The following is a 21914-nucleotide window of genomic DNA, read 5'->3' on the forward strand; positions in this document are numbered from 1 at the left end:
GTTTGCGTCACCAAACGGCCGACGGATGACGCAAACCTCTTGATCACCGGGGTCTGGGGGTGGGTGAGGCCGGGTGGGGGTGGGGGTGGGGTGGGGGTGGGGGTGGGGGTCAGAGTTGGGAGAGGACGGTGAAGTCGAGGCCGTCGGCCTCGGCGAGGTAGATGCGTTGGCGGACGTGGCGGTGGCGCAGGTGCAGCTCACCCCGGGGGCCGTGGTAAGTGACGGCGTCCGCAGCCGCGCCGATCGCCCGTACGTCCAGAGTGCGGGCCCGGGTGATCAGGGCGGCGAGCAGCATCACGCCCTCGTAGCAGGACTCCCCCAGGCTGCCCAGCGGCGGCGCGTCCACCCCGAACCGGCGGGCGAACGCGCCGTGGAAGTCGAGGTTCTCCCGGGTGACCAGGCCGGCGAAGAACCCGGCGGTGCTGAACAGCCGGCGGGTGCCGCCGACGCCGCTGGCCATCAGCATGTTCTCGTCCATCAGGGTGCTCAACCGCAGGCACCGCTGGTCCAGTGCGGACCGGCCGAAGGCCCGGTTGAACCGGACGGCGTCGGCACCGACGAGCAGCATCAGCACCGCATCGGCCTCGGTCCGCTCGACCGCCCGCAGCACCGGCCCGAAGTCCTCGGTGCCCAACGGCAGGAAGGCCCGCCCGCACACCCGCGCCCCGTCGTCGCGGGCGTAGCGCTGGGCGGCCTGCGCGGTCCGGCGTGGCCAGACGTAGTCGTTGCCCACCACATACCAGCGGCGTACGCCCTGCTCCCGGGCGAGCAGCCGCATCGCCGGCCGGAGCTGGGCGTCGGGTGTCTCGCTGGTCAGGAACACCCCCTCGGTACGCTCCCCGCCCTCATACAGGGCGGTGTAGACGTACGGCACCCGGTGCGCGATCCTCGGCGCCACCGCCTGCCGGACCGACGAGATGTGCCAACCGGTCACCCCCTGCACCGCACCGGTCGACACCAGCGCCTCCACCTCGGCCGCGACCTCGGCCGGTGGCGCACCGCCGTCGACCGGCACCAGCCGCAGCTCCCGACCGAGCACCCCGCCGGCCCGGTTGACCTCCTCCACCGCCAACTGGGCGCACAGCTCACAGGTGGGGCCGAACATGCCGGCCGGGCCGCGCATCGGGAAGACCAACGCGACGCTGACCACCGACCGGTCGACGGTCAGCCAGGGGGCCGCACCGGCCGGGCCGCCCGGGCGGGACAGCGGCTCCGGCAGGCCGGGGGAGCCGGGCACCGGCACGGACATGCTGACATGATTGCCGGCAACCCTGGCGGGCCACCAGACCCGACCGGAAACCGGGACGCTTCGGTAACATGGCAAGCCACCGAACGGGGAGAGACATGGCCGACGATCCCACCACGCCCGTCGACCTGATGCGCGCGCTCACCCGCGCCGAACGGCTGCTCGCCCGTCGGGTCGGTGTGGTGCTCACCGCCGAGGGGCTCACCGTCGAGGCGTGGCGGGTGCTCTGCCGACTCGCCGACGGGCAGGGTCACCCGATGAGCGAAGTCTCCACCGAGGAGTCGTTGCCGCCGGGCACCCTGACGAAGATCGTCGATCAGCTCGTCGACCAGAACCTGGTACACCGCCGGATCGACCCGTTCGACCGGCGACGCATCCGGGCCTACCTGACGCCCCGGGGCCGGCGCGAACACGAGCGCATCGATGCCCTCGTCCGGGCCGAGCTGGCCGGGATCATCGACGACGCGACGCTGACCGGCCAGCTCGTCGAACTCGTCGCCCGGCTCGACCCCCGCCGGCAGCCGGTCCGCGCCGGCTGACCGGCAACCGCAGCGGACCGACCGACCGGCTGCCGATGCAGGCCGACTGCCCGGCAGCCCCACGGGCCGGCCGTCCCTCCGGCCTGCCGTCACCGGCACTCGGCCGGCCGTCAGCGGAGACCGGCAGCCGTCACCCACCCGGTCTCCCCCGCCGCGCCCGGAACTCCGCCACCGGCCCCGGCAGCAGCCGCGCTGACGGCCGGGGCGGCCGGAGTCGGACCGGTGGCCGTCGCCGGGGTGGGCGGGCCGATCGCCGCCACGCCAGCCGGGTCACCGGCCGGGGTGAGCAGGGTACGCAGGGTGTGGGCGTCGGGGGCGGTGGCGGTGAGCAGGGCCGCCGGGCCACCGGCCAGCGGCAGCCAGACGGCGGACGCCCCGGGGCCGGTGGGCAGCACCCGGCCCCGGGGCTGGCCGCCGGCGGCGTCCACGGTGGCCGGTCCCGACGCGGCGGCGGGACCGACCACCAGCAACGAACCGGTCGCTGTCGCCCCACCCAGCACCGCCGGCCCGGCCCAACCGGGTGCGGCCGGGCCGACCGCCAGGGACTGCCGCAGCAGCGGCCGACCGGCGTGGTCGACCGAGGTCGCCACCACGACGTCGCCGGCGGGTTCGCCGTGCCGGCCGCAGACGAGTTCCTCGCGCCACAGCAGCCGGGCCCCCTCGGCGAGGGTCACCCGGGACTCGGCGACATGGTCGCAGCCGGCCGCCGCGACCAGCTGCTCCGGCAGCCAGTGCAGGGTGCCGCCGTCGTGCACCACCGCGTCGACCCGCATCCGGGAGACCGCCCCCGGCCGGCCGGGCAGGGCCACCGAGGCGGCGACGGTACGCACCCGCACCGCCGCCTCCGGCCCCACCTCGACGCTCAACCGCAGGTCGTCACCGGCCAGCGGACCGGCCGCGCCGCCGACGACGTACACCGTGGGGACGCCCTCCTCGGTGGCGGCCTGGCGCAGCAGCAGCGGTGACTCGCCCCGCAGCTCGCGCAGCACGGTGCGGCCCCGACGGTCGGCCACCGCCACCACCCGGGCGACCGCGCGCATCAGGCGACGGCCAGCCGGCCACGGTGGTGGGCCAGCTCGTGACGGACCCAGTCGGCCACCCCGGTGGCCAGCGGATCGCCCACGATGGACAGGAACACCGTCGGCAGGTCCCCCCGCCGGGCGCGGGCGTCGCGGTCCATCACCGACAGGTCGGCCCGGACCAACGGGGCCAGGTCGGTCTTGTTGATGACCAGCAGGTCGGCGGCGGTCACCCCGGGCCCACCCTTGCGGGGCACCTTGTCGCCCCCGGCGACGTCGACCACGAAGATCTGCCGGTCGACCAGCCCCCGGCTGAACGTGGCGGTGAGGTTGTCCCCACCGCTCTCCACCAGCACCAGGTCCAGCGGTCCGACCCCGTCGACCAGCTCGTCGATCGCGTCGAGGTTCGCGCCGATGTCGTCGCGGATCGCGGTGTGCGGGCAGCAACCGGTCTCCACCGCCCGGATCCGCTCCGGGTCGAGCACCCCGGCCCGGCGCAGGAAGTCCGCGTCCTCGGTGGTGTAGATGTCGTTGGTGACCACGCCCAGGCGCAGCTCGTCGGCGAAGGCCCGGCACAGCGCCGCGACCAACGCGGTCTTACCCGAACCCACCGGCCCGCCGATGCCCACCCGCAGCGGGCGGACGGTGGACGGCAGCGGGGCGTGCGGGTCGACCCCGGGCTCGGGGTGGGTGTGCGGCACGGTCTCGTCGTGCGGGATCGACGCGTGCGGGGTCGGCGAAACGGTTTCAGGACGCAAAGAGACGCACCTCCCAGGTGGTGTGGACTTCGGCGTGGATGTCGGTGAGCGGAGCGGCCGGGGCCGGCAGCAGCTCGGGCGGATCGGCGGCGGTGGCGACCGCGCGGGCGGCCGTGGCGTCGCAGTCGACGGCCAGCGCCGCCAGCACCGCGTGCACCCGGTACGGGTCGAGGCCGAGCAGCCGTACCCCCGCGCTGGCCGGGCCGGTCACCGACCCGTACGCGGCGACGGTCGCCGCCGCCACCGGGTCCAGGCCGGCGGCGGCGGCGACCAGACCGAGCACCAGCGGCTGGTGCGGCCCCGGCACACCGGCGGGCAGGGCGTCGAACCCGCCGTCGGGCCAGATCTCCCGACCGGCCCGCAGCAGCGCCCGACCCTGCCGGCGGGAAACGGCCCGCAGCGCCGGGGCGGCGGTACGGGCGTCCAGTTCGGCGTCCAGCCGGGCCAGCGTCGCCCGCCGGTCGGTGGCTGCGGCGGCCCGGTGCGCCGCCACCGCGAACGCGGCGGCGACCAGCCCGCCGGTGGCCAACCGGCCGCGCAGGAACCCGGCCAGGGTGGCCGGGTCGGTGACCAGCCCGGCCGCCACCGCCGCCTCCAGCCCGCCGGAGTGGGCGTGCGCCCCGGCGGGGAACCTGCCGTCGGCCAGCAGCAGCACCATGCTCGACGGGGTCATCAGAACAGGTGGTACCGCTGGGCCATGGGCAGTTCGGTGACCGGTTCCGGGTCGACCACCACCCCGTCGATGCGGACGGTGAAGGTGTCCGGGTCGACCTCGATGCGCGGCAACGCGCCGTTGCACGGCAGGTCGGCCTTGCCCCGCGAGCGCACGTCGGCCACCGGGACCAGCGGGCGGCGCACGTCCAGCCGCAGGCCCGCCTCCAGCGCGGCCGGCGCGACGAACGCCACGCTGGTCGCGGCCGGCACCACGCCGTACGCGCCGAACATCGGCCTCGGCAGCATCGGTTGCGGGGTGGGGATGGACGCATTCGCGTCGCCCATCTGCGCGTACGCGATCATTCCGCCCTTGATCACCAGGTAGGGCCGGACTCCGAAGAACGCCGGGTCCCAGAGCACCAGGTCGGCGAGCTTGCCCGGTTCCACCGAGCCGATCTCCCGTTCCAGCCCGTTGGCCATCGCCGCGCAGATGGTGTATTTCGCCACGTAGCGGCGGGCCCGGTGGTTGTCGGCCGGGCCGTCACCGGGCAGCGCGCCCACCCGCCGCTTCATCACGTGCGCGCTCTGCCAGGTCCGGGTGATCACCTCGCCGACCCGGCCCATCGCCTGCGAGTCGGAGCCGATGATGGAGATCGCCCCGAGGTCGTGCAGCAGGTCCTCGGCGGCCATCGTGGACGGCCGGATCCGGCTCTCGGCGAACGCCAGGTCCTCCGGCACCGACGGGTTGAGGTGGTGGCAGACCATCAGCATGTCGAGGTGCTCGGCGAGGGTGTTGCGGGTGTACGGCCGGGTCGGGTTCGTCGACGACGGCAGCACGTTCGGCTCCCCGGCCACCGTGATGATGTCCGGCGCGTGCCCACCCCCCGCCCCCTCGGTGTGGTAAGAGTGGATCGCCCGGCCGGCGATGGCGCGCAGCGTGTCCGCCACGAACCCGGCCTCGTTGAGGGTGTCGGTGTGGATGGACACCTGCACCCCGGACGCGTCGGCCACCCGCAGGCAGGCGTCGATCGCCGCCGGGGTGGTCCCCCAGTCCTCGTGCAGCTTGAAGCCACCCGCCCCGGCCCGCAACTGCTCCCACAGCGCCTCGGTGGAGACCGTGTTGCCCTTGCCCAGCAGCAGCACGTTCACCGGGAAGGTGTCCAGCGCCTCGTGCATCCGGGCCAGGTGCCAGGCGTTCGGGGTGACCGTGGTGGCCCGGGTGCCCTCGGCCGGGCCGGTGCCCCCGCCGACCAGGGTGGTGATGCCCGAGGTGAGCGCCTCGGTGACGATCTGCGGGCAGATGAAGTGCACGTGGGTGTCCACCGCCCCGGCGGTGAGGATGCGCCCGTTGCCGGCGATCACCTCGGTCGACGGGCCGATCACCAGGTCCGGGTGCACCCCGGGCATGGTGTCCGGGTTGCCGGCCCGCCCCAGCGCCACGATCCGGCCGTCGCGCAGCCCGACGTCGGCCTTCACCACCCCCCAGTGGTCCAGCACCACCGCGCCGGTGATCACCGTGTCCAGCGCACCCTCGGCCCGGGTGGCCCGGGACTGGCCCATCGACTCGCGGATCACCTTGCCCCCGCCGAACACCGCCTCGTCACCGCCGACGCAGTGGTCGACCTCCACCTCGATCAGCAGGTCGGTGTCGGCCAGCCGGATGCGGTCGCCGGTGGTCGGGCCGTACAGGTCGGCGTAGCGTCGCCGGTCCACCGCGCTCATCGTCCCGCCTCCGCGTCGCGCGGGCCGGCCCCGTCGGCATTCGGCCCCCGGTCGAGAGGGCCGGCGACCTCGCCGCGCAGCCCCGGCACGACCCTGGCCCCGCCCAGCGGCACCAGGTCGACGGTGCGGCTGACACCCGGCTCGAACCGCACCGACGTCCCCGCCGGCACGGCGAGCCGCTGCCCGTACGCGGCGGCGCGGTCGAAGCGCAGCCCCGGGTTGGTCTCGGCGAAGTGGTAGTGCGAGCCGACCTGGATCGGCCGGTCGGCGGTGTTGACCACCAGCAGGGTGGTCACCGGGCGACCCGCGTTGATCTCGACCGGCCCGTCGCCGGGCAGGATCTCCCCGGGGATCACGGGATCGGGTGGTGCACCGTCACCAACTTGGTGCCGTCCGGGAACGTCGCCTCCACCTGCACCTCCCCCAGCATCTCGGGGATTCCGTCGAGCACGTCGTCGCGGGTGAGCACGGTCCGGCCGGCAGCCATGAGGTCGGTGACCGTCCGGCCGTCCCGGGCGCCCTCGAGGAGGAACGCGGTGATCATGGCGACGGCCTCGGGATAGTTGAGGCGCAGTCCGCGCTCGCGTCGTCGTCGGGCGACGTCCGCAGCGACGTGGACGAGCAGGCGGTCCTGCTCGTGGGGCGTGAGGAACACGGGATCTCCCGGACGGCTCGGCGTGTTTCCCACCGTACCGACTCCGAACGCGACAAAGGGCGCAGACCGGCGAGGGGGCAGGACGACACACGGGACCGCCGCCGGCACCGGGCAGGTCATCCCGGGGCCCCACCGGCCCCGGCCCGCCACAGGGCCGCTCGGCGGTGGTGGTTGGGAAGGACCGCACCGCCAACCGCTGGACCGACCGTAGAGGATCACCCCGGGCCCTGGCAACGCCCGGGGCCCGGCCGGGCGGGCTCAGGTGGCCGGGGTGACCGCCGCCAGCCACTGCTGGGCCAGCACCGCGTGACCGGACGGGGTCAGGTGCACCCCGTCGTCGGTCCACACCCGGTCGTCGACGTCGGCGGCGCGGAACACCGCCTCCACCGCGACCAGCGTCGCGTCGAACTCGGCGGCCAGCTTGCGCACCGCGTCGACCTTCGGGTCCAGGTCGTCGCGCCAGCGCCGCTGGGCGTCGTCGACCGGGATGAGGAACGGTTCCATCAGCACCAACCGGACGTCCGGTAGCGCCTCCCGGGTGGTGGCGAGCAGGTGCCGGTAGTCGGTGGTGAACTCCTCGACCGTGGTCACCTCGTCGCTGCTGTACCGCCGCCAGGTGTCGTTGATCCCGATCAGCACCGACACCACCTGTGGGGCCAGCGCCAGGCAGTCGTCCGTCCAACGGGCCCGCAGGTCGCGTACCCGGTCACCGCCGACGCCCCGGTTGCGGAAGGTCACCCGGTGACCCGGATGCCGGGCGGTGAACCAGGCGGCGGCCATCATCGCCCAGCCCACCCCCAGGTCGGCCTCGTCGGCACGGTCGCGCCCGGCATCGGTGATGCTGTCGCCGATGAACAACACCCGCCCCGCGCGGGGCAACTCCACCGTCATCCGCCCGCTCCCCTGTCGTCGTCGCCCGCCATCATCCCCGGTGTCCGGCCAGGACACCACCCGGAATTGGGCGCTCGGTGGTGTCCTCGCCAGTCACCCCCGGCGGACCGGTAAGGTGATGCTCCGCATTCGACGTCCCATGGGGTGTCGCGAGCGAGCGTCAAGCAGCGGCGCGGTCCCCGGTCCGCCCCGGGCAGCCGCACCTGCGGTCCCTGGCAACGACCGCTCGTCACGCGCTGCCGGTTCCTCCGGTAGGTTTGCGCCGGTTCGCAAGGACGTCAGACGACATGACGCAGTCACCACTGGACATCACCGAGGCTGTCCTCCGGCTGGGCTCCATCCGCCACGCCGAGATGGACCTCGACGCCGTCCTGTCCCGGATCGCCGAGGTGGCCAGGGACAGCATCCCGGGAGCCGCCGAGGTCTCGGTGACACTGGTGCACGGCACCGAGGCGCACACCGCGGCCCACACCGGTGACCTCGCGCTCCGCCTCGACCAGTGGCAGTACGAGCAGGGTCGCGGCCCGTGCCTGGACGCGGCCACCACGGGCACCGTGCTGATCGTCGCGGACATGACCGACGAGCGTCGCTGGCCGGAGTGGGCGGCGCGGGCCCGCACGACCGGGGTGCGCTCCTCGATGTCCCTCGGCCTGCCGATCCAGGAGGCGATGGTCGGCGCGCTCAACGTCTACGGCACCCGGCCGGACGCCTTCAGCCAGGTGGCCGAGCCCGCCCGGACGTTCGCCGGCCACGCCGCGGTGGCCCTGGCCAACGCCCATCTCTACGACAGCACCGCCTCACTGGCCGAGCAGATGCAGGAGGCCATGCGCAACCGCGCCGTGATCGAGCAGGCCAAGGGCATCATCATGGGCCAGCGACGGTGCACGGCCGACGAGGCGTTCGCCCTGCTGGCCCGGGTGTCGCAGAACTCCAACCGTAAGCTGCGGGACGTGGCGGAGGCCCTGGTCCACCAGGTCGTCGAACCGGCGTCCGGTCAGCCCACCCGGCCGGATCAGTGACTCGCGGAACCTGAGTGCGTCGGGCTGCTGGCCCGGCCGACGAGGGCGGCGGCGACGTCCCGCAGCCTGCGGTGGGTGTCCTGGGAGAGCCGGGCGAGAATGCCGAAGGCCTCGTCGGCCGTGCACCGGCGTTGGCCCATGATGATGCCCTTGGCCTGCTCGATCACGGCCCGGCTCTCCATCGCCGCCCGCATCTGCTCGGCCAGCGAGGCGGTGCTGGCGTAGAGATGGGCGTTGGCCAGGGCCACTGCGGCGTACGCGGCGAAGGTCCGGGCCAGTTCGACCGTGTCGGCGTCGAAGGCGCGCGGGGCGGGCCCGTAGAGGTTGAGGGCGCCGACCACCGCCTCCTGGATCGGCAGACCGATGGCGAGCGTACTGCCGATGCCCCCGTCGACCGCCCGGGCCGCCCAGACCGGCCAGCGTTCCTCGGTGGCGGTGTCGGACACGAGCAGGGTGTCGCCGGTGATGGCGGCGTCCAGACACGGCCCGTGGCCCTGCCGGTACTGCCACTCGTCGAGCAGGAGCGCGATGTCGCCGGTGACGGCGACGCTCTGCGGGCTGCCACCACGCAGCAGGGTCACCGACACCTCGGCCACCCCGCGCAGGCTGCGCCGGGCCAGGTCGGCGATCAGCTGCAGCACCTCGTCCAGGCCGACCTCGTCGAGTCGGATCCGGCTGAGTTCGACCAGGGCGTCCTGCGGGCTCAGCGGGAGCGGTGCCATCGCGCGGTCCCTTCCCGGCGGGCGTCCCTCGCGCTGCGGCGGGGGACGCGTGGTGGCGGCAGCGGTGTCGGCCCTCGGCCACGGCGTTCTGGGTTCGGCTCGCCGGGCCGCCCGAGGCACGACATCCGCACCTTACCCGCCGCCGGAGTGAACCGCCCGGGGTACCCGCTGGCGTCGTGGCAGCCGCGACCGAGGTGATCAGGTCAGATAGGCCGGCGGCACCGCGTCGGTGAGCCACACGCCGTTGACGCTGCGGTAGAAGGCGTGCCCGTCGCGGGCCATCGCCGCCGCGTCGACGGTCAGCACCACCACCGCGCCACCCCGGCGGGCCCCGACCCGCCGGGCCGTCGCCATGTCCGACGACAGGTGTACGTGGTGCCGACCGCCCCGGTGCAGTCCGGTGGCCCGGATCGAGCCGAGTGCGGCGGCCCCGGTGCCGTGGAAGAGCCGCGGCGGCGGCGGTTCGGCGGTCAGCCCCAGGTCCACCGGGTACGAGTGGCCCTGGTTGGCCCGGATCCGTTCGGTCCCGTCGGCGTCCCGGGTCACCGCGAAGCGCTGCTTGTCGTTGCCGCCGACCACCGTGTCGAGGTCGGCCCGGTCGATCCGCAGGGCGGCCAGCAGGTCGACGACGGACACCCAGCCGCCCGGGTCGGGGGTGAGGCCGAACCGGGCGGGCTGGTGGCGCAGGGCGAGCGACATCCGCCTGCTGACCCGTACCAGCGTCTGGTGATCCATGGCGAGCATTGTCGGGTGGGGCGGTGGCGACGTTCCACCGGTTATCCCCGCGCCGCCCGCCCCGGCGACACCCCGGGGCGGGCGGGTCGGGTCAGCGGGCGGCGCGGAGCGCCTCGGCGAGGCTGGTGGGCCGGCGGCCGAGCAGCTTCTCCAGGTCGTCCACGGGCACGTACAGCGCACCCTGGGCGATGCCCCGGTCGGCGTCGGCCAGGGTGGCGGCGTACGGCTCGGGCAGCCCGGCGGAGACGAGCAGGTCGGTGTACGCCGGCACCGGCAGGTCGGTGTAGCGGACGTCGTGTCCACTCTGGCGGGACACCTCGGCTGCCAGTTCGGTCATGGTGAACGCCTCACCGCCCAGCTCGTAGACCTGACCTGCGTGTCCCTCGGTGGTGAGCACCTCGGCGGCGGCCTCGGCGTAGTCGGCGCGGGTGGCGGCGCTGACCCGGCCGTCACCTGCGGAACCGGCGACCCCGTGGGCCAGGTAGCCGTCGAGTTGGCCGGTGTAGTTCTCCAGGTACCAGCTGTTGCGCAGCAGCACGTACGGCAGGCCGGAGGCGCGCAGTTCCTCCTCGGTGGCCCGGTGCTCGGCGGCCAGCAGCAGGTCGGAGGTGTCGGCGTGGGCGATGCTGGTGTAGACGACCAGGCCGACACCGGCCTCGCGGGCGGCGTCGATGACGTTGTGGTGCTGCGGCACCCGCTGGCCGACCTCGCTGCCGGAGACGAACATCAGCTTCTCGGCGTCGGCGAAGGCGGCGCGGAGCGAGTCGGGGTCGGTGTAGTCGGCCGACCGGACCTCGACCCCCCGGTCGGCGAGGCCGGTGAGCCGGCCGGTGTCCCGCCCCAGCGCCACGATCTTCCCGGCGGGTACGCCCCGGCGCAGCAGGGATTCGACGATCAGGCGACCCAGGTGGCCGGTGGCTCCGGTGACGACGATGGACATGGCGTTCTCCTTCGGGTGGCTACTTCAGTCGTACTGGCAAACACCCAGCTGCTTGGCGATACTTCCCATCGGAGAGTAGGCACCTTGAAGTTTGTGACGCACTGATGGAGAGTAAAGGGATGCGACCCGACCCGTTCCAGCGCGACTGCGGCAGCCGGCAGGTCATCGACCGGATCGGCGACCGGTGGAGCGTGCTGGTCGTGCTGACCCTCGCCGACGGCGACCGGCGCTACGGCGAGCTGGCCGAGCACATCGACGGGATCAGCCAGAAGATGCTCACCCAGACCCTGCGCGGGCTGGAGCGCGACGGCCTGGTCACCCGGACGGTGCACGCCAGCGTCCCGCCCCGGGTCGACTACGCCCTCACCGACCTGGGCCGCAGCCTGCTCGACCTGGTCTCCGGACTGGAGACCTGGGCCACCACCCACCTCGCCGAGGTGCAGGCGGCCCGGGTCCGCTACGACGCCGACCTGCCCCACCGCGCGCCCACCGGCACCGCGCGACCCACCCGTCTCACCCGTCCCGCCCGGCGGTAAGGAGCGGACGTGAGGGCCGTCATAACGGGTGGACGATCGCCCGGTCCCGGCTGCTAGCCTTCGGGCAGGTCATGAGCGCCAGCGTCAAGCCCCGGCTCGCTGGCCGGCAACCCTCCGCCACGGTGGGGTGCTCCGGGTGAGGACCAGGCACCGGTAGACCGCCGGTGCAAGCGTGGCCTGGTTTCCCCAGGTCAACTCCGACCCCGGGAGAACCCGTGTCCGCCCCCGCACCCGCCCCGCCCACCGACGGCGTCGCCCCCGTGTCCCGGGCCGGCGTCCGGACCAGCGGCGTCCGGCTGGTCAGACGGCGACACGTCGACCTGATGCGGGTCCACAGCGACTCCTGTCGCCCCCGGTAGTCGACCCTCTCTTCCCGTACCACCTCAGCGGCGTGCCCGGCGGGCACCCCGTCGGCGACGCGCACCCGCCGTCGCCCGATCAACTCTGGAGACACCCGTGCGATTCCTTCCTGCCCTGCCCACGACCCGGCGGCCCCGGCCCGCCCTCACCAGGGCCGCCGCGCTCGGCGTCGCCGCCCTGCTCGCCGCCACCGCGCTGACCGCCTGCGGCGGCGAGTCCGCCGACCCCGCCGACAACCCGTACGGCCTGCTCCAGCCGGGGGTGCTGCGCGCCGGCACGCTGACCGACGCCCCACCGAACGTCTACCTCAAGGACGGCACCTTCACCGGCTTCGACAACGACCTGCTCGTCGCGGCCGCCGGCAAGGTGGGGCTGAAGGTCGAGTTCGTCGGCACCGACTTCTCGGCGCTGCTCTCCCAGGTCAACAACCGCAAGTTCGACATCGGCAGCTCCTCGATCACCATCACCGAGGCCCGGAAGAAGACCGTCGACTTCGGCAACGGCTACGACTTCGGCTACTTCGGCCTCGACGTGCCCGCCGGCTCCCCGCTGACCGGCTTCGACCAGCTCGCCGGCAAGCGGGTGGTGGTCGTGCAGGGCACCGTGCAGGACGACTACGCCACCTCGCGCAAGCTCGACCCGGTGCGGGTGCCCGACTACAACGGGGCGATCAACCAGCTCAAGGCCGGCACCGCCGACGCCTGGATCGCCCCCGCCGAGATCGGCGAGAAGTCGGCCGCCGACAGCAACGGCAAGATCACGGTGGCGGCCACGGAGTTGAGCCCGACCCCCACCGCGTACGCCTTCGCCAAGGGCAACGACGCGCTGCGCAAGGCGCTGGACAAGGGCCTCGACGAGGTCATCGCCGACGGCACCTGGACCCGGCTCCAGCAGCAGTACTACCCGGGCCGGCCGATCCCCGCCGGCTTCACCCCCGGCAGCGGCGACGTCGCCGCCCCCGGCGCGGCGACGCCGTCGGCGTCGGCGTCGGCGTCGGCGTCGGCGTCGGCGTCGGCCAACTCCTGACGGTACGACCAGACCAGCGAGCGGGGCGGTAGGAGAAACACGATGGATCCGTTGAGCACCCTGTGGGAGACCTTCTTCGACTGGGACTCCATGCGCGAGGCGCTGCCCGAGATGTTGACCGTCGGGCTGCCCAACACGCTGATCCTGGCGGTCTCCGCCGCCCTGCTCGGCTCGGTGCTGGGCATGGCGCTGGCCGTGGCGGGCATCTCCCGGACCCGATGGTTGCGCTGGCCGGCCCGGGTCTACACCGACGTGTTCCGGGGGCTGCCGGCCGCCGCCACCATCCTGCTGATCGGTGTCGGCCTGGCCCCGCTCGGCATGCAGGTGTGGGGTCCCAACCCCTACCCGCTGGGCATCCTGGCGCTGTCGCTGATCGCCGCCGCGTACATCGGGGAGATCTTCCGCTCCGGCATCCAGAGCGTGGAGGCGGCGCAGCTGGAGGGGGCCCGCGCGCTGGGCTTCTCCTGGGGTGAGGCGATGCGCCTGGTCATCGTCCCGCAGGGGGTACGCCGGGTGCTGCCGGCCTGGGTCAACCAGCTGATCGCGCTGATCAAGGACTCCAGCCTGGTCTACTTCCTCGGCCTGCTGGCCAGCCAGCGGGAGTTGTTCCGGATCGGGCAGGACTACGCCGCCAACACCGGCAACCAGTCGGCGCTGCTGCTGGCCGGCCTGTGCTACCTGCTGCTGACCGTGCCGCTGACGCACGCCGTCAACGCCATCGACCGCCGGTTGCGCCGGGGCCGGACGGTCACCGTCGACCCCGACGACGACGGCGGGCTGGCCCTGGCCGGCGAGACCGCCCTACCGCAACCGCGTACCCCCCGGGAGGACCCCCGATGACCGCCGGCACCGCGACCACCACCTCGGTCAGCCTCGCCGTCCGCGACGTACACCTGGCCTTCGGGGCCAACCGGGTGCTGCGCGGCGTCGACCTGGACGTCGCCCGGGGCGCGACGGCCTGCGTCATCGGGCCGTCCGGTTCCGGCAAGTCCACCCTGCTGCGCATCGTCAACCGGCTGATCGAGCCGGACGCCGGTGACGTCCTGCTCGACGGGTGCAGCGTGCTGCGCGACGACCCGGACGCCCTGCGGCAGCGGATCGGCATGGTCTTCCAGCAGTTCAACCTGTTTCCGCACATGACCGTGCTGCGCAACATCACCCTGGCGTTGCGCCGGCTCAAGAAGCTGCCCGAGGACGAGGCGGTCGCGCTGGCCCGGACCCAGTTGGCGCTGGTCGGCCTCGCCGGCAAGGCCGACTCCCGGCCCGCCCACCTCTCCGGCGGTCAGCAGCAGCGGGTCGCCATCGCCCGGGCGCTGGCCCTGCAACCTGAGGTGATGCTCTTCGACGAGGCCACCTCGGCGCTCGACCCGGAGCTGGTCAAGGGGGTGCTCGGGGTGATGGCCGAGCTGTCCGCCGGGGGCATGACGATGGTGGTGGTCACCCACGAGATGGGCTTCGCCCGCTCGGTCGCCGACACCGTCGCGTTCATGGACCACGGGGTGGTGCTGGAGGCCGGCGCACCGGAGGCGGTCTTCGAGACGCCGCAGCACCCCCGGCTGCGCCGCTTCCTGTCCCAGGTGCTCTGAGCCCGCCGGGGCCGGACGAGCGACGCCGCTCCCGGCAGGGCGGGAGCGGCGTCGGGTGGTGCGGATGACCTGACGGTCAGGTCATGTCGTCGTAGCGGCGGTCGATCGGTTTGGGCGGGGCCACCGGCTCGGAGGCGTGCACCGGCTCGGACAACTCCAGCTCCGGCGTGGCCACCACCGGGTCGTCGTCCAACTCCAACGGCGACACCTCGTCGTCGCTCAGTCCCGCGTAGGACTCCTTACGCCGCCCCTTGCGCCGGTCGTTGATGAAGGCCACCCCGACCGCGGCGAAGTAGAGCGCGCAGAGGCAGATCGCCAGCGCGGTCATGCCGAACGGGTCGGGGGTGGGCGTCACCACGGCGGAGAAGGCGAAGAACACGAAGACCGCAACCCGCCACCAGCTCAGCAGCTTGCGGGCGCTGGCCAACCCGACGAAGTTGAGCATCAGCACTACCAGCGGGAACTCGAACGCCACCCCGAACAACAGGATCAGGTTGGTGACGAACGAGATGTAGCGGGTGACCTCCAGGGTGGTGGAGATGTCGCCGCCAGAGATGTCGAGCAGGAACTCCAGGCCCTTGGTGGTGACGAAGAAGGCCAGCACCGCGCCGGCCGCGAACAGCGGCGCGGCGAGCGTCGTGAAGATGTACGCGTACCGCCGCTCGTGCCGGTGCAGACCCGGCGCGATGAACGCCCAGAGTTGGTAGAGCCAGACCGGTGCCGCAATGATCAACCCGACCCAGAGGCCGATCTTCAGATTGAGCAGGAAGACATCGGCAACGCCGAGCTGGACGAACTTACACAGCCCGGTATCCGGGTCCTTCGCCTGAGGCAGGTCGCAGTACGGCTTCGAGAGCAGCACCCGGACCGGCGTCGCCAGCCAGATACCGAAGCCGAAGCCGACCAGGATCGCCAGCGAGGCGCGGAACAGCCGGTTCCGCAGCTCGCGGACATGCTCCATCAGGGTCATGGAACCGTCGGAGGCCCGTTCGAAGGTGCTGGGGCCGCGTTTACGGAGCGCGAAGGCCACGGTGGTGGGGCCCTTCGGTCAGTTGTCGCGGACGCGCTGCACCGGGTCGACCGGCGGGGCGACCGGCTGCTGCGGAGCCTGCTGCGGGGCGTACTGCGGCTGGGCGTACTGCTGCTGGGGCTGCGGCGCGTACGGCTGCTGCTGCACGGGCTGCTGCTGGGGCGGCAGCGGCTGGTAGCCGGCCTGCGCGTCGGCCTTCTCGGCCAGGTCGCGGTCGTCGTCGGCCAGGCTCTTGGTCTCCGCCTTGATGATCCGCAACGAACGGCCGAGCGAGCGGGCCGCGTCGGGAAGCCGCTTCGCGCCGAAGAGCAGGATCAGCACGACCACGAGTACGGCGATGTGCCACGGCTTGAGGGCACCCATGGGAAGCTCCAGTCGCTCTGTGTCGAAGGGTGGGGTCGCTGCCCATCGTACGTGCGAGACGGGCTGCTGCCACCCGCCGGGCCACCGCTGATGCGGCCCGGCCGGTGAAGTCTTGACTACCGCTGAGTGTCCCGTCAACCACCTGTACGGGTGCAGAGCTGCGTGAATCGGACGCCGGGTGGGCGGCGGACGCGCGGTTCACCGACCAGTGTCGATCAGTTCCCGCGCCGGATGTCGATCAGTTGCCGCGCTTGGCCTTGATCAGTTCCAGCCGCTGCTGGGTCGTCTCGCCCTGCCGCTGGAGCGCCTCGACCCGTTCCTGGAGCGCCTCGGCGCTGTGCCGCAGCGCCTCCGCGTCGGCCTGGCGACGCTGCAACGCCACCGCCGCGCGGCGCAACCGGGGCAGCCGCACCAGCACCGGGCGGACCGCCATGGCCAACACGACCAGCGCGAACAGCAGCACCGCGAGAACGATCCACTTCACCACGGCGGGAAGCCTACCGGTCGGTCGGCGGACCCGCCGGGCCGGCCGGGAGCACCGGGGTGGCGTACGCCTCCAGGGCGGCGGTGGCCTGGGCACGGACCTGGGCAGCCAGCTCGACCGGGGCGAGGACGGTGACGTCGGGACCCAACCCGAGCACGAAGCGGCGTGCCCAGCCGAGATCGGTCACCCGCAGCGACACCACCCACCGGTCACCGTCGACCTCGACCCGCTCACACGGGTAGTACTCGGTGATCCACCGCTCGCCCCGGCCGATGCGCAGGGTGATCAGCGGCAGGTCCGGGGACGGCTGGAACACCCCCTGGCGCAGGTCGTGCGGGCGGGCCTGCGGCGGCACCACGGCGGGCTCGTCCAGCTCGACGACCGCGTCGATCCGGTCGGCCCGGAACAACCGGACCGCCTCGGCGCGGCGGCACCACGCCTCGACGTAGGCCCGACCGTCGACCATCAGCATCCGCAGCGGGTCGATGACGCGCTCGGTGCTCTCGTCCCGGGCTGCGGTGTAGTAGGTGATCCGCAGCGCCCGGTGCCGCTCCACCGCGGCCCGCAGCTCCTGCACCCGCTGGCTCTCGCCGGGCAGCCGGACGGCCACCGGGGCTCCGACCAGGTCACCGGCCGCATTTTCGATCTTGGCGAGGGCCCGCTCGACGGCCTCCCGGTTGGCCACCCCGGGCGTCTCGGCGAGCATCCGCAACGCCACCACCAGGGCCAGCGCCTCGTCCGGGGTGAGCCGCAGCGGCCGGTCGATGCCGGCGTCGTAGGTGATGGTCACCCGGTCGCCGTCGAAGGCCATGTCGATCAGGTCACCCGGGCCGTAACCGGGCAGCCCGCACACCCAGAGCAGCTCCAGGTCCTCGCGGAGCTGCCGTTCGCTGACGCCCAGGTCACCGGCGGCCTCGGCGATCTCGATGCCCGGTCGGGCCAGCAGGTAGGGCACCAGGTTCAGCAGCCGGGCCAGCCGGTCGGCGGAGGTGCGCGCGGCGGGGCGGGTCATCGGGCACCCCCGGCCACGGCCAGCTCGTCGTGCCGGGCAGCGATCTCCTTGAGTCGTTGGATCACCGCGTCGCGTACCTCGGGAGGATCCACGACCCGGACGTCCGGGCCGTAGCCGACGAGCTGCCCGGCCAGCGACTCCGGATCGGCGTAGGGCAGCACCAGGTGGTCGCCGTCGGGGCCGGGCACGCTCTGCACCGCCCACCGGCGCAGCCCGGCGGCCCGCCCGGGCGCGGCCAGCACGGTGGCCCGCCCGGTCCGCTCGACCGGCCCGGACCAGGTGGCGACGTGCGAGATCAGGTCGAGGCCGGCGGGTGGTTCGTAGCCGCCCGGCGCACCGGTGGCCCGGACCGCGCCCACCACCCGGGACAGCCGGAAGCAGCGGGTCGCCGCCCGGTCCCGGTCGTGGCCGACGACGTACCAGCGGCCCCGCCAGCAGACCACGCCCCACGGCTGCAACCGGCGTCGGGTCGGCGCGTCCCGGTCCGGCACCCGGTAGTCGAAGGTGACCTCGCGGCGGTCCCGGGCGGCGGCGGTGAGCGGGGCGAACGACGGGTCGACGGTGACCATCGGCTCCAGGCCCAGGGTGGCCTGCGGGTCGACGTCGACGCCGGCCGCGCGCAGCTTGGCCAGCCCGGACGAAGCGGCGGCGGCCAGTCCGGCGTGCTGCCACAACCGGGCGGCGATGCCCACCGCGGCGGCCTCGTCCGGTTCGAGCGGGATGTCGGGCAGGGCGTACTCGCGGTGGGCGATCCGGTAACCGGGCTCGGCGTCGAACACGCTGGCCGTCCCGGTCTCCAGCGGCACCCCCAGCTCGCGCAGTTCCGCCTTGTCCCGTTCGAACTTGCGCTGGAACGCCTCGTGCTCCCGGGCGTCGTCCGGATCGTGTTCGTAGCCGGGAACGGTCGCGGCGATCTGCGCGGCGGTCAGGAACCGCCTGGTGGACAGCAGACAGATCACCAGGTTGACCAGGCGTTCGGTACGACTCCGCGACACGGGGTGAACGCTAGCAGCCCACCCGCGAAACCCGTGCACCCACGCCGGACCCCCACCCCCACCCAACCCCCCATCCCCCGCCACGACCCCACCCTTCTGCGGTGATCAAGAGGTTTGCGTCATCCGTAGAGATCAATTTGACGTAACGCTCTTGATCACCGGGGGCAGAACCCGGCCGGCTCTCCGGGCGGAGCCGGGACAACAGACTTACGGTGACCGCATGTCGGAAGGTGAAGTCAAGACCGAGAGCGTCGGCACGGTCGTGGTGGCGGGGGTGGCCAACCTCGCCATCGCGGTGGCGAAACTGGTCGCCGGGGTCGTCTCCGGCTCGGCGGCGATGCTCTCCGAGGCCGCCCACTCGCTCGCCGACACCACCACCGAGGTGCTGCTCTACCTGGCGTTGCGCCGGGGCGCCCGGCCCGCCGACGTCCGGCACCCCTTCGGGTACGGCAAGGAGAGCTACGTCTGGGCGTTCCTCGCCGCGTTGTTCACCTTCGTCGCGGGGGCCGGCTTCGCCATCACCCACGGCGTGACGACCATCCTGGTCCACGAACACAGCGGCGACTACCTGATCTCGTACGTGGTGCTGGCGGTCTCCTTCGTCATCGAGTCGGTGTCGCTGACCCGCGCGGTACGCCAGGTGCGCAGCGAGTCCCGCCGGTGGCGGACCACCCCGCGCCGGTTCCTGCGGCTGACCGCCGACACCACCGTCAAGGCGGTGTTCCTGGAGGACAGCGCCGCCCTGGTCGGGTTGCTCATCGCGGGCGTCGGGGTGGGCCTGTCCGAGTGGACCGGTGACGAGCTGTGGGACGGTCTCGCCTCGATCCTGATCGGCCTGCTGCTACTCGTCGTCGCCACCGTCCTCGCCCGCAGCAACCTCTCGCTGCTGGTCGGCCGGGCGGTGCCCGAACGGCTGCACCGGGAGATCGAACGGGAGCTGGCCGGCCTGCCGACGGTGGACCGGATCGACACCCTGCTGACCATGCAGCTCGGCCCGGCGGACATCCTGGTGGCCGCCAAGGTCGACTTCCGGGACGACGCGACCGGGGGCGACATCGAGGCCGACGCCGACGAGGCCGAGCGACGGCTCACCGCCCGCTATCCGGAGATCGGGTACGTCTTCCTCGACCCCACCCGGTCGCTGCCCGGTGTCGCCGGCCGCCGCGCCCGGCGTACCCAGGACGAGCAGGGCCCGGTGACCGACGCCCGGGTCACCCGGGGCGGACCCGACCCGGCAACCGACGCCCGCGACGCCCCCGGGCGGCCCGACCGACCGACGTAACCGGCCCGACCGACGTAACCGCCGTGACCGGCGTGACCGACCCGACCGGGCCGACCGGCGTGACCGGGCCGACCGGGGTGACCGGGCCGACCGGGGTGACCGGGCCGACCGGGGTGACCGGGGTGACCGGGCCTACCGGTGGGCCGGCGGCCGAGGTGGGTCCGGTCCGACCGGCACCGCGGCGGGCCGGACCGGGCGGCGGCGGACCCGCACGCGGTCACCCGGCCGGCCGGCGATAGCGTGCCGGGCATGGTGCGATGGCGGTCCGGGACGGTCACGGCGGTACGACGGCGGTGGGCCGGTGCGGTGGAACTCGACGTCGCCCTGCCCGACGGGGCCACCCTGCGTGCGCTGGCCTACCCGGAGCTGGTCGGCGACCCGGTCCCCGGCGACCGGGTGCTGCTCAACGCCGGTGCGCTGCTGATGGGCCTCGGCACCGGCGGGTACGCCCTGGTGGTCGCCCTGCCCGACCGGCTGCCCGCCGACCCGCCGCAGGCCGGGGACACCCGCGACGCCGGTCACCTGGTCAAGGCCCGGTACACCCCGTTGCAGCCGATCATGCTGGGGGTCGACGAGGAAGCGTCGCCGCACCACTCGCTGCTCGCCACCGTCGACAGCCTGGACGGGATGCCGGCGGTCACGGCCGACCTGCACTCCGCCCTGCCGGCCATCCTCGCCGGCATCCACGCCGACGCCCCGCAGGCCCGGGTGGCCTACCTGCTCACCGACGGTGGCGCCCTGCCGGCCTGGTTCTCCCGCACCCTCGACGGGCTGCGCGACGCACTGGTCGGCACGGTCAGCGTCGGGCAGGCGTTCGGCGGGGACCTGGAGGCGGCCACCCTGCACACCGGCCTGCTGGCCGCCCGGCACGTGCTCCGCGCCGACGTGGCGATCGTCGCGCAGGGGCCCGGCAACCTGGGCACCGGCACCCGGTGGGGGTTCTCCGGCGTCGCCGTCGGCGAGGCGGTCAACGCGGTGGCCGTGCTGGGCGGTCGGCCGGTCGGTTCGCTGCGGATCTCCGACGCCGACGCCCGCCCCCGGCACCAGGGGGTGTCGCACCACAGCCTCACCGCGTACGGCCGGGTGGCGCTGGCCCCGGCGGAGCTGGTGGTGCCGGACGGCCTGCCGGTGGAGCTGGCGACCCGGGTGGATGCCGCGTTGGCCCCGCTGGCCGACCGGCACCGGGTGGTCCGGGTCGACACCGACGGTCTGGACGCCGCGCTGCGCGCCCTGCCGGTGCGGCTGTCCACGATGGGGCGTGGGCTGGACGCCGACCACGCCTACTTCCTGGCGGCGGCCGCCGCCGGCCGGCACGCCGCCGCGCTGGCCGACACGCCGGCCAGCTGACCCGTCCGGCGTGCTGACCCGCCCGCCCGGCGCGGCGGCACCCCGGTCGACGCAGCGGCACCCCGGTCGACGCAGCGGCACCGATCCGACGCGGCGGCACCGGTCGGCTGGAGTCGGCGGCGGATCCGGGGGGCGGGCGGCGCGGGTCCGGTGCCGGACAGGCGGTGGGCGTCGTGGCCCGCCCCGTTCAGTCGCCCGGCTGGTCCTCGGGCCGGCCGTCGGCGTCGACCGGTCGGGCCGCCGCCCAGATGTGGCGGAACTGGTCGATCCAGTAGGCGTACCAACGTTCGCTGTCGCGCCGGTGGAACTCCAGGTGCATCCGGCCCGAGGTGGACTCGTTGTGGAAACCGTGCAGCTCCACGATCACCCGGCCGTGCCGGCTCTGCGGGTCGATCGCCACCAGGCTGAACCCGGGGTTGAAGTCGAGCACCCGATGCTCGACGACGCCGGGGACCGGCCAACCGGCCATCGCGGCCAACCGGCCACGGGTGGTGGTGATGGACGGCCGGAGCCGCTGCAACGCGAAGTCGACCGCGTCGTCGAGCTGCCGTACGGCCTGCTCCACCGCCGGTGACGCCGGATCCAGCAGCACCACCCGGACGACCCCACCGGGCCGGGCGAGCACCGACGTGCGCAGTGCGTCGCAGTGGGCCGGCGACAGGATGTTGACCGCCGACGGCGCATAGACCCACACCTCCTGGGCGGTACGCAGCCGGTCCGGGAACGGCCGGGCGTCGAACGCCACCCGGTCGTCGAGGAAGGCGTCCAACGTGCCCGCCCGCTCGTCGGGGACGGTGATCCGGTACACCAGCAGCGCGATGCCGGCGAGCAGGACGCTCCACAGCACCTCCACCGGCACCAGGTCACCGAAGGCGGAGACGACGGCGAGCGCCGCGGCGACCAGGGTCACCGCGTACGCCTCCAGATTGCGTCCCCGCCGCACGTCGTGTCCGATCCTGCGCACCGTCCCGGCCATCCGCCCCTCCTGTCGTC

Annotated in this window: 25 protein-coding genes and 1 riboswitch; of the genes, 8 read left to right on the plus strand and 17 right to left on the minus strand. The window is 73.7% G+C overall.

Features of this window, described 5'->3' with window-relative positions:
* Nucleotides 1-109: 109 nt before the first annotated feature.
* On the minus strand, nt 110-1249 hold the full coding sequence (locus tag AB0K25_RS08350) for a substrate-binding domain-containing protein (protein WP_357533623.1): 1140 nt from the start codon (nt 1247-1249) through the stop codon (nt 110-112).
* 95 nt (nt 1250-1344) lie between these two features.
* On the opposite strand from AB0K25_RS08350, the gene AB0K25_RS08355 reads away from it, so the two are divergent.
* Complete coding sequence (locus AB0K25_RS08355) at nt 1345-1785, plus strand: MarR family transcriptional regulator (protein WP_357533625.1); 441 nt, start codon at nt 1345-1347, stop codon at nt 1783-1785.
* Between the two features lie 110 nt (nt 1786-1895).
* On the opposite strand, the gene AB0K25_RS08360 is transcribed toward AB0K25_RS08355, so the two are convergent.
* The 7 genes from AB0K25_RS08360 to AB0K25_RS08390 all read right to left on the minus strand — a co-directional run bounded on the left by AB0K25_RS08360 (nt 1896) and on the right by AB0K25_RS08390 (nt 7484).
* Entirely contained in the window at nt 1896-2825 is a 930-nt protein-coding gene (locus tag AB0K25_RS08360) for an urease accessory protein UreD (protein ID WP_363819239.1), read from the minus strand.
* Nucleotides 2825-3562, minus strand: a complete 738-nt coding sequence (gene ureG, locus AB0K25_RS08365; RefSeq protein WP_219461638.1) for an urease accessory protein UreG — start codon at nt 3560-3562, stop codon at nt 2825-2827. Before ureG ends, AB0K25_RS08360 begins: the two co-directional genes overlap by 1 nt.
* Nucleotides 3552-4235 carry an urease accessory UreF family protein gene (locus AB0K25_RS08370; protein ID WP_219461634.1) on the minus strand — a complete coding sequence of 228 codons (684 nt, stop codon included), beginning with the start codon at nt 4233-4235 and terminating at the stop codon, nt 3552-3554. The genes ureG and AB0K25_RS08370 overlap by 11 nt, the downstream gene beginning before the upstream one ends.
* A complete protein-coding gene (locus AB0K25_RS08375) occupies nt 4235-5938 on the minus strand; it encodes an urease subunit alpha (protein ID WP_363819244.1) in 1704 nt (567 codons plus the stop codon). Before AB0K25_RS08375 ends, AB0K25_RS08370 begins: the two co-directional genes overlap by 1 nt.
* A complete protein-coding gene (locus AB0K25_RS08380) occupies nt 5935-6294 on the minus strand; it encodes an urease subunit beta (protein WP_219461627.1) in 360 nt (119 codons plus the stop codon). The genes AB0K25_RS08375 and AB0K25_RS08380 overlap by 4 nt, the downstream gene beginning before the upstream one ends.
* Nucleotides 6291-6593 (minus strand): urease subunit gamma, encoded by a 303-nt coding sequence (locus tag AB0K25_RS08385; protein ID WP_208566118.1) that lies wholly within the window; start codon nt 6591-6593, stop codon nt 6291-6293. The genes AB0K25_RS08380 and AB0K25_RS08385 overlap by 4 nt, the downstream gene beginning before the upstream one ends.
* 258 nt (nt 6594-6851) lie before the next feature.
* Nucleotides 6852-7484, minus strand: a complete 633-nt coding sequence (locus AB0K25_RS08390; RefSeq protein ID WP_219461609.1) for an SGNH/GDSL hydrolase family protein — start codon at nt 7482-7484, stop codon at nt 6852-6854.
* Between the two features lie 287 nt (nt 7485-7771).
* Here AB0K25_RS08390 and AB0K25_RS08395 point away from each other — a divergent pair, with 287 nt between their 5' ends.
* The gene (locus AB0K25_RS08395) at nt 7772-8503 is read left to right on the plus strand and encodes a GAF and ANTAR domain-containing protein (RefSeq protein WP_219461607.1); all 732 of its coding nucleotides are present in this window, start codon (nt 7772-7774) and stop codon (nt 8501-8503) included.
* Here AB0K25_RS08395 and AB0K25_RS08400 read toward each other — a convergent pair.
* The 3 genes from AB0K25_RS08400 to AB0K25_RS08410 all read right to left on the minus strand — a co-directional run bounded on the left by AB0K25_RS08400 (nt 8497) and on the right by AB0K25_RS08410 (nt 10900).
* The gene (locus AB0K25_RS08400) at nt 8497-9225 is read right to left on the minus strand and encodes a GAF and ANTAR domain-containing protein (protein WP_219461604.1); all 729 of its coding nucleotides are present in this window, start codon (nt 9223-9225) and stop codon (nt 8497-8499) included. The two genes, AB0K25_RS08395 and AB0K25_RS08400, sit on opposite strands and share 7 nt — an antisense overlap.
* A 198-nt stretch (nt 9226-9423) precedes the next feature.
* A complete protein-coding gene (locus tag AB0K25_RS08405; RefSeq protein WP_363819249.1) occupies nt 9424-9960 on the minus strand; it encodes an RNA 2'-phosphotransferase in 537 nt (178 codons plus the stop codon).
* A 91-nt stretch (nt 9961-10051) separates the two neighbouring features.
* Nucleotides 10052-10900: an SDR family oxidoreductase gene (locus AB0K25_RS08410; RefSeq protein ID WP_357533638.1), complete on the minus strand. Its 849-nt coding sequence runs from the start codon at nt 10898-10900 to the stop codon at nt 10052-10054.
* A 119-nt stretch (nt 10901-11019) separates the two neighbouring features.
* Between AB0K25_RS08410 and AB0K25_RS08415 the strand changes: the two genes are divergently transcribed.
* From AB0K25_RS08415 to AB0K25_RS08430, 4 genes are all read left to right on the plus strand, one after another.
* Complete coding sequence (locus tag AB0K25_RS08415; RefSeq protein ID WP_357533640.1) at nt 11020-11436, plus strand: helix-turn-helix domain-containing protein; 417 nt, start codon at nt 11020-11022, stop codon at nt 11434-11436.
* Between the two features lie 67 nt (nt 11437-11503).
* Nucleotides 11504-11615: riboswitch (SAM riboswitch) on the plus strand.
* Nucleotides 11616-11892: 277 nt separating this feature from the next.
* On the plus strand, nt 11893-12822 hold the full coding sequence (locus tag AB0K25_RS08420) for an ABC transporter substrate-binding protein (protein WP_363819253.1): 930 nt from the start codon (nt 11893-11895) through the stop codon (nt 12820-12822).
* 42 nt (nt 12823-12864) lie between these two features.
* Entirely contained in the window at nt 12865-13662 is a 798-nt protein-coding gene (locus AB0K25_RS08425; RefSeq protein ID WP_219461589.1) for an amino acid ABC transporter permease, read from the plus strand.
* A complete protein-coding gene (locus AB0K25_RS08430; protein WP_363819256.1) occupies nt 13659-14408 on the plus strand; it encodes an amino acid ABC transporter ATP-binding protein in 750 nt (249 codons plus the stop codon). Before AB0K25_RS08425 ends, AB0K25_RS08430 begins: the two co-directional genes overlap by 4 nt.
* A 76-nt stretch (nt 14409-14484) precedes the next feature.
* On the opposite strand, the gene tatC is transcribed toward AB0K25_RS08430, so the two are convergent.
* The 5 genes from tatC to AB0K25_RS08455 all read right to left on the minus strand — a co-directional run bounded on the left by tatC (nt 14485) and on the right by AB0K25_RS08455 (nt 18292).
* Nucleotides 14485-15438 carry a twin-arginine translocase subunit TatC gene (tatC, locus tag AB0K25_RS08435; protein ID WP_357533644.1) on the minus strand — a complete coding sequence of 318 codons (954 nt, stop codon included), beginning with the start codon at nt 15436-15438 and terminating at the stop codon, nt 14485-14487.
* 18 nt (nt 15439-15456) lie between these two features.
* On the minus strand, nt 15457-15801 hold the full coding sequence (gene tatA / locus AB0K25_RS08440) for a Sec-independent protein translocase subunit TatA (protein WP_208566128.1): 345 nt from the start codon (nt 15799-15801) through the stop codon (nt 15457-15459).
* 238 nt (nt 15802-16039) lie between these two features.
* Nucleotides 16040-16288, minus strand: a complete 249-nt coding sequence (locus tag AB0K25_RS08445) for a hypothetical protein (protein WP_219461579.1) — start codon at nt 16286-16288, stop codon at nt 16040-16042.
* A gap of 10 nt (nt 16289-16298) precedes the next feature.
* Nucleotides 16299-17297 (minus strand): YafY family protein, encoded by a 999-nt coding sequence (locus tag AB0K25_RS08450; protein ID WP_363819259.1) that lies wholly within the window; start codon nt 17295-17297, stop codon nt 16299-16301.
* Nucleotides 17294-18292, minus strand: a complete 999-nt coding sequence (locus tag AB0K25_RS08455; protein ID WP_219461573.1) for a WYL domain-containing protein — start codon at nt 18290-18292, stop codon at nt 17294-17296. The genes AB0K25_RS08450 and AB0K25_RS08455 overlap by 4 nt, the downstream gene beginning before the upstream one ends.
* A 220-nt stretch (nt 18293-18512) precedes the next feature.
* Between AB0K25_RS08455 and AB0K25_RS08460 the strand changes: the two genes are divergently transcribed.
* Nucleotides 18513-19574 (plus strand): cation diffusion facilitator family transporter, encoded by a 1062-nt coding sequence (locus tag AB0K25_RS08460; protein ID WP_219461569.1) that lies wholly within the window; start codon nt 18513-18515, stop codon nt 19572-19574.
* Between the two features lie 249 nt (nt 19575-19823).
* Complete coding sequence (locus AB0K25_RS08465) at nt 19824-20921, plus strand: DUF3866 family protein (RefSeq protein ID WP_363819262.1); 1098 nt, start codon at nt 19824-19826, stop codon at nt 20919-20921.
* A 187-nt stretch (nt 20922-21108) separates the two neighbouring features.
* On the opposite strand, the gene AB0K25_RS08470 is transcribed toward AB0K25_RS08465, so the two are convergent.
* A complete protein-coding gene (locus AB0K25_RS08470; RefSeq protein ID WP_219461560.1) occupies nt 21109-21897 on the minus strand; it encodes a hypothetical protein in 789 nt (262 codons plus the stop codon).
* Between the last annotated feature and the right edge of the window lie 17 nt (nt 21898-21914).

The organism is Micromonospora sp. NPDC049257 (genome assembly GCF_040678915.1).
In the GTDB taxonomy this organism is placed as follows: Bacteria; Actinomycetota; Actinomycetes; order Mycobacteriales; family Micromonosporaceae; genus Micromonospora; species Micromonospora antibiotica.